The sequence below is a fragment of the Sedimentibacter sp. genome (genome assembly GCF_033447055.1).
In the GTDB taxonomy this organism is placed as follows: domain Bacteria; phylum Bacillota; class Clostridia; order Tissierellales; family Sedimentibacteraceae; genus Sedimentibacter.
Genome location: NZ_JAWQJF010000066.1, coordinates 1 through 4,739 on the forward strand (window position 1 = coordinate 1; position 4,739 = coordinate 4,739).

At 33.6% G+C, this 4,739-nt stretch carries 5 protein-coding genes and 1 pseudogene; all 6 read right to left on the minus strand.

Annotated elements, in window-relative coordinates; all coding sequences use genetic code 11:
- Positions 1-132: pseudogene (locus SA378_RS04470) on the minus strand (alpha-ketoacid dehydrogenase subunit beta); the annotation flags it as partial.
- On the minus strand, positions 129-1,130 hold the full coding sequence (locus SA378_RS04475; protein WP_318524788.1) for a thiamine pyrophosphate-dependent dehydrogenase E1 component subunit alpha: 1,002 nt from the start codon (positions 1,128-1,130) through the stop codon (positions 129-131). The pseudogene SA378_RS04470 and the gene SA378_RS04475, both read right to left, overlap by 4 nt.
- A gap of 2 nt (positions 1,131-1,132) precedes the next feature.
- Entirely contained in the window at positions 1,133-1,501 is a 369-nt protein-coding gene (locus SA378_RS04480; protein WP_318524784.1) for a Lin0512 family protein, read from the minus strand.
- A gap of 6 nt (positions 1,502-1,507) precedes the next feature.
- The gene (locus SA378_RS04485) at positions 1,508-1,810 is read right to left on the minus strand and encodes a DUF6506 family protein (protein ID WP_318524785.1); all 303 of its coding nucleotides are present in this window, start codon (positions 1,808-1,810) and stop codon (positions 1,508-1,510) included.
- Between the two features lie 271 nt (positions 1,811-2,081).
- Entirely contained in the window at positions 2,082-4,019 is a 1,938-nt protein-coding gene (locus SA378_RS04490; protein WP_318524786.1) for a sigma-54-dependent Fis family transcriptional regulator, read from the minus strand.
- Between the two features lie 110 nt (positions 4,020-4,129).
- The gene (locus SA378_RS04495) at positions 4,130-4,648 is read right to left on the minus strand and encodes an NUDIX domain-containing protein (protein ID WP_318524787.1); all 519 of its coding nucleotides are present in this window, start codon (positions 4,646-4,648) and stop codon (positions 4,130-4,132) included.
- Positions 4,649-4,739 lie beyond the last annotated feature (91 nt).

A 4,739-nucleotide genomic window follows, 5' to 3' on the forward strand; every position in this document is an offset into this window, starting at 1 on the left:
CATTCCAGCTGAAACACCAAAGCATCCGCCAAATTTTCCCACATCTTCTCCGAAAAGAAACACATCAGGATTTTGTCGCATTTTAGTGCTCATTCCTTCTTTTATACCTTCAGCATATGTCATTTTTCTCATCTTACTCTTCCCTCCTCAACTATATCAGAATATACATCTTCTAGGGCTGATTCCAAGGACGGCGCATTGCTCTTGTCCGCAAATTCATTAGCATCGTCAATCATTTTGTCAACATCAGCATTCATCTGTTTCATTTCTTCTTCTGTCATTATATCGTTATCTTTAAAATATTTCTCTACTCTAGGAATAGGATCTTTTTTTATCCAAGCTTCTAATTCTCCATCAGGTCTGTATACTGTAGGGTCACCTTCGAAATGCCCTCTCCACCTGTATGTCTTACATTCAATTAATGTTGGCCCTTGTCCTTTTCTAGCTCTGGATACTGCTTCACCAACAGCTTCATAAACCGCAAAAACATCATTTCCATCTACAGTTACACCAGGCATATTATATGCTGAAGCTCTGACAGAAACATCTGTAATAGCTTGATGTCTTGCCTGACTTACAGAAATACCGTATCCATTATTTTCACAAACAAAAATTACAGGAAGTTTCCAAACACTTGCCAAATTCAGTGCTTCATGGAATGTACTCTGATTTGTAGAAGCATCACCAAAAAAGCATACGCAAACTTGATCTGTTCCTCTATATTGAATCGAAAGACCAGAACCTACAGCAATATTTTGGCCTGCTCCTACTATACCGTTCGCTCCTAATATGCCCTTTGTGGCATCCGCAATATGCATAGAACCGCCTTTACCTTTGCAATACCCTGTTTCTTTGCCAAAAAGTTCAGCCATCATGAGATTTAATTCTCCACCCTTGGCAATAATGTGACCATGACCTCTGTGAGTGCTTGTAATATAGTCATCATTTCTCAAATTAGCACAAGCTCCAGTAGCAACTGCTTCCTCACCTATATACAGGTGAACGAAACCTGGGATTTTGCCCTCAGCAAACTTCTCCATTGCTCTTGTTTCAAATTTACGAATTTTTAACATAGTTAAATACATGTTCTTCAATTGCTCATTAGATATTTTCAAAATACTACCTCCCATCATTATTTGATTTCTACTTTAATACTTGCTATTGCTGTTTCAATCGAATCATCTTTATCTCCGAATTTTGTGAAATAAAGACCTTCTGTTTTTAAACCGCCTTTTACAGCATGTACAGTTACCTTGCCAACCGGAAAGCATTTTGCCACTTCATCTGTATTTACATCTTCAGGTCTGGTGACAGCAACGGTAACATCAATAAATACGTTTTCATTAATATTATCTTGAGAAAACCCGCATACTTCATTAAGACCAATGAGACAGCTTTTTGATATGGCATCCTTTGAAGCTTTAACTGCGGCTTTTGTAACATCCTGTCCATGAAAATCTATTCCAATGCCAAACTCAATTATAAATCTGTTCGTAAACATCACCTCCTAGAAAAATTCATCACCGCTTTTATTATCTAGTCCAGGATGAACATCAAATCTAACAACTCCTGTTACACCTTTACCCTTTACTGCTTCGCTGATCAAATATGTACCTTTGTGCCCAAAACCTCCGCATAGTTCAAAAGCCGTCACTCCTTCATCGGCAAGTTTTTTTGCTGTTTCTACCGCACTTTCATACGATTTAACACCAACTGTTGTTAAAATCACTTCACCGGTATCAATAACTGTTTTATGTACTGTTGGATCTGCATTAGGAGCAATGAAAATAAATGCACATTTTAGAGGCATACGCTTTTCTCCTTCCACTTTTATTTTTTCACAATTATATAAAGCATATTTCGTGCCAAGTTGATTAAAAATGGCAAATAATAATATAGTGTTCAAATTTCAATAAATGTTGTACTGCTTATATATTTATGCTGCATAATTTGCACTTAAAAAAATCTCAACATGAGACTTAAGTCTCATATTGAGATTTTTTATATAAAATTAACCGATTTATCCAATTGAAAATAAAATATCAGTCTCAACTTGAGACATCAAATGAGACTGATACACATTAAGCCATTTTTCCAATATTATTTAAATTAATATCATACATTTTTATTTTTCTGTAGATTGTTGCTTTGCTGATATTTAAATCTTTAGCTGCTTTCATGGCATTTCCCATATTGGCCAAAAGTGCCTGCTCTATATTATCTTTTTCTATATCTTTTAAATTGAATGTACAACTAACTTTTTCTAAATCTTCCTTTATTTCTGCATCACCCTTAGGGAAACCAACACTGTTTATTAATTCTTTATCTGACATATAGTATGCTCTTTGAATTATGTTTCTTAATTCCCTTACGTTACCTGTCCATTGATGATTCATAAGAATTTCCTCAAAGTCTTTACTGAATTTCTTATTAATACCATCATTTTCTGCATTAAGACCTTTTAAAAAGTACCTCGCAAGTTCAATTATATCCCCTTTTCTTTTTCTTAATGGAGGTATTCTTAAATTGATAACATTAAGTCTAAAATATAAATCCTGCCTAAATGACCCCTTCGATACTTCGTCTATTAAGTTTCTGTTTGTAGCAGATATAACTCTTACATCTAAATCTCTTTCATAGGAACCGCCAATACGCACTATTTTGTTGTTATCAAGAACTCTTAAAAGTTTTGACTGTACCTCTAACGGAACTTCTCCTATTTCATCCAAGAAAATTGTACCACCACTAGCAAGTTCAAATTTTCCAGGTCTTCCTCCCTTTACTGCTCCGGTAAAAGAACCACCTTCATAACTAAAAAGTTCACTTTCAAAGAGTTCTTTAGGTATGGCTGAACAGTTAATAGCAATAAATGGTCCATTATTTCTGTTGCTCTCATTGTGTATTGACTGAGCGTACAATTCTTTGCCAGTTCCACTTTCTCCTTCAATTAAGACTGAACAATTCGTTTTCGAAATTTTTTTAGCAGTATTGATAAGTTCATTCATTCTTAAATCTGTTGTAATAATACTGTCGAAAGTATAGTTCGCATTAAAGCCGGCTATTTTACTTACTTCCTTTCTTACCTGCTTTGCTTCCCTCATAAGCAATACCGCGCCTGTTACCTCGTCTCCTACTACAATAGGAACAATATTCAAAAAGCACTCGATTTTCTTGTTTTCTACAAAAATAGTAATATCTGAAAAATTCATTTTATTTTTATTAATAAAAATATTGTTTTCAATATCTATGCCACTGAATATCTTGCTTATATCAATTTTTAGGATATCCTTTTCCTCCATATGAAAAAGTTCAGATATTTTATTATTTATTCTTACTACTTTTAGATTGTTGTCTATAATCATAATGCCATCAAGTATTGCATCATAGGTAGTATCCATAAGATGGTAGGATTCAGAAATTATAAGCTGTTTCTCAATACAATTAGCACTCGAAACCGCTATACCGTATGTATGTGCCTGCACATCTTCTGCCCGCCCGGAAATATCAAAGGAACCAATTATTTCACCCTTGCTGTTGTGAATAGGAGCTGCGGAGCAAGTCCATTGGTGGTGATACTCACAATAATGTTCAGGTCCTATAACTTGTATAGGTCTATCTGTTGCTAGACATGTTCCGATTGCATTTGTGCCCACACTTTTTTCATCCCATAGAGATCCATTGACAAAATTTAAGTTGTTATGAATTTCCTTTATATCGTTGTTAATAATTAAGTCTATAATTATTCCTTTTTCATCGGTTAAAACAACGCTGTAATTTGTGTTTTTAACCATTTCAAAAACGTTTTCCATTATAGGTCTGGAAAGATTAATAAGTTCTTTTTTCTTTAATATGCTTTCTCCAAGCACATCATCAGGAACTTTTGTTCCTTTACCTGCCATATGGTCTACTCCTAATTTCCTGCATCTTCGCCATGATTCTGATATATCATCTCTCACATCTTTAAGTACAACATTAGTTTCAACATAAGTCTGCCATCTTTTTTTTAATTTGTTTAACATTTTATCAACTCCTTAATTTTATCAAATAAAATATTTTCTAGTTAAAGGAATTCTGATGTGTAATCATAACATATTAAAATAATTCATGCAATATTTTAAAATCAAAAAAATTATAATGTCAGAACTGTAGTGCCATCCATGTTTTGCAAAACGCCCCAACTCATTGAAGATGAACTATTATCGCTTCTTACAACTCCCACAAGAACTTCATCAAGGCTGTTGCTGTTTTCAAAATAATGTTTTAATGCAAGTTTTAATGCATCTATAAATCTATATTTTAAAACTTCTTCTTTTGCTATCCAGTGCAAAGTACCCTCATCATTTTCAACAACATCTCTTGTTTTCGAATGACCAAAGTAAACGTAATTAATTACTGTTTCGTTTTTGCTTCTTCTTAAAAGTACATATTTCAACTGTAAATTCTCAATTGAATTTTCAGTCAATCCCGTTTCTTCGTAAATTTCACGCAAACAAGCAGCCCTTGGATTATTAAGTTCATCCTGTTCAAGATGCCCCCCTACTCCATACCAGAAACTTGGCATCAAATCATTTTCTTTAGCTCTTTCCATCAATAAAAAATCATTTCCATTCATTAAAAAAGCTGTTGCTACATTTCTAAATACTAACATTATTAATACCTCATCTATTATTTATATGCAAATAGCCACAATTTTAGTATATACCTATTTTCTTTAAAAAACAATCTGATTGTTTCGTCAA

Bases quoted from the DNA above. Each gene is read 5' to 3' on its own strand.
- SA378_RS04480 (WP_318524784.1), bottom strand. From the start codon at position 1,501: ATGTTTACGAACAGATTTATAATTGAGTTTGGCATTGGAATAGATTTT.
- SA378_RS04485 (WP_318524785.1), bottom strand. From the start codon at position 1,810: ATGCCTCTAAAATGTGCATTTATTTTCATTGCTCCTAATGCAGATCCA.
- SA378_RS04490 (WP_318524786.1), bottom strand. From the start codon at position 4,019: ATGTTAAACAAATTAAAAAAAAGATGGCAGACTTATGTTGAAACTAAT.
- SA378_RS04495 (WP_318524787.1), bottom strand. From the start codon at position 4,648: ATGTTAGTATTTAGAAATGTAGCAACAGCTTTTTTAATGAATGGAAAT.
- SA378_RS04475 (WP_318524788.1), bottom strand. From the start codon at position 1,130: ATGGGAGGTAGTATTTTGAAAATATCTAATGAGCAATTGAAGAACATG.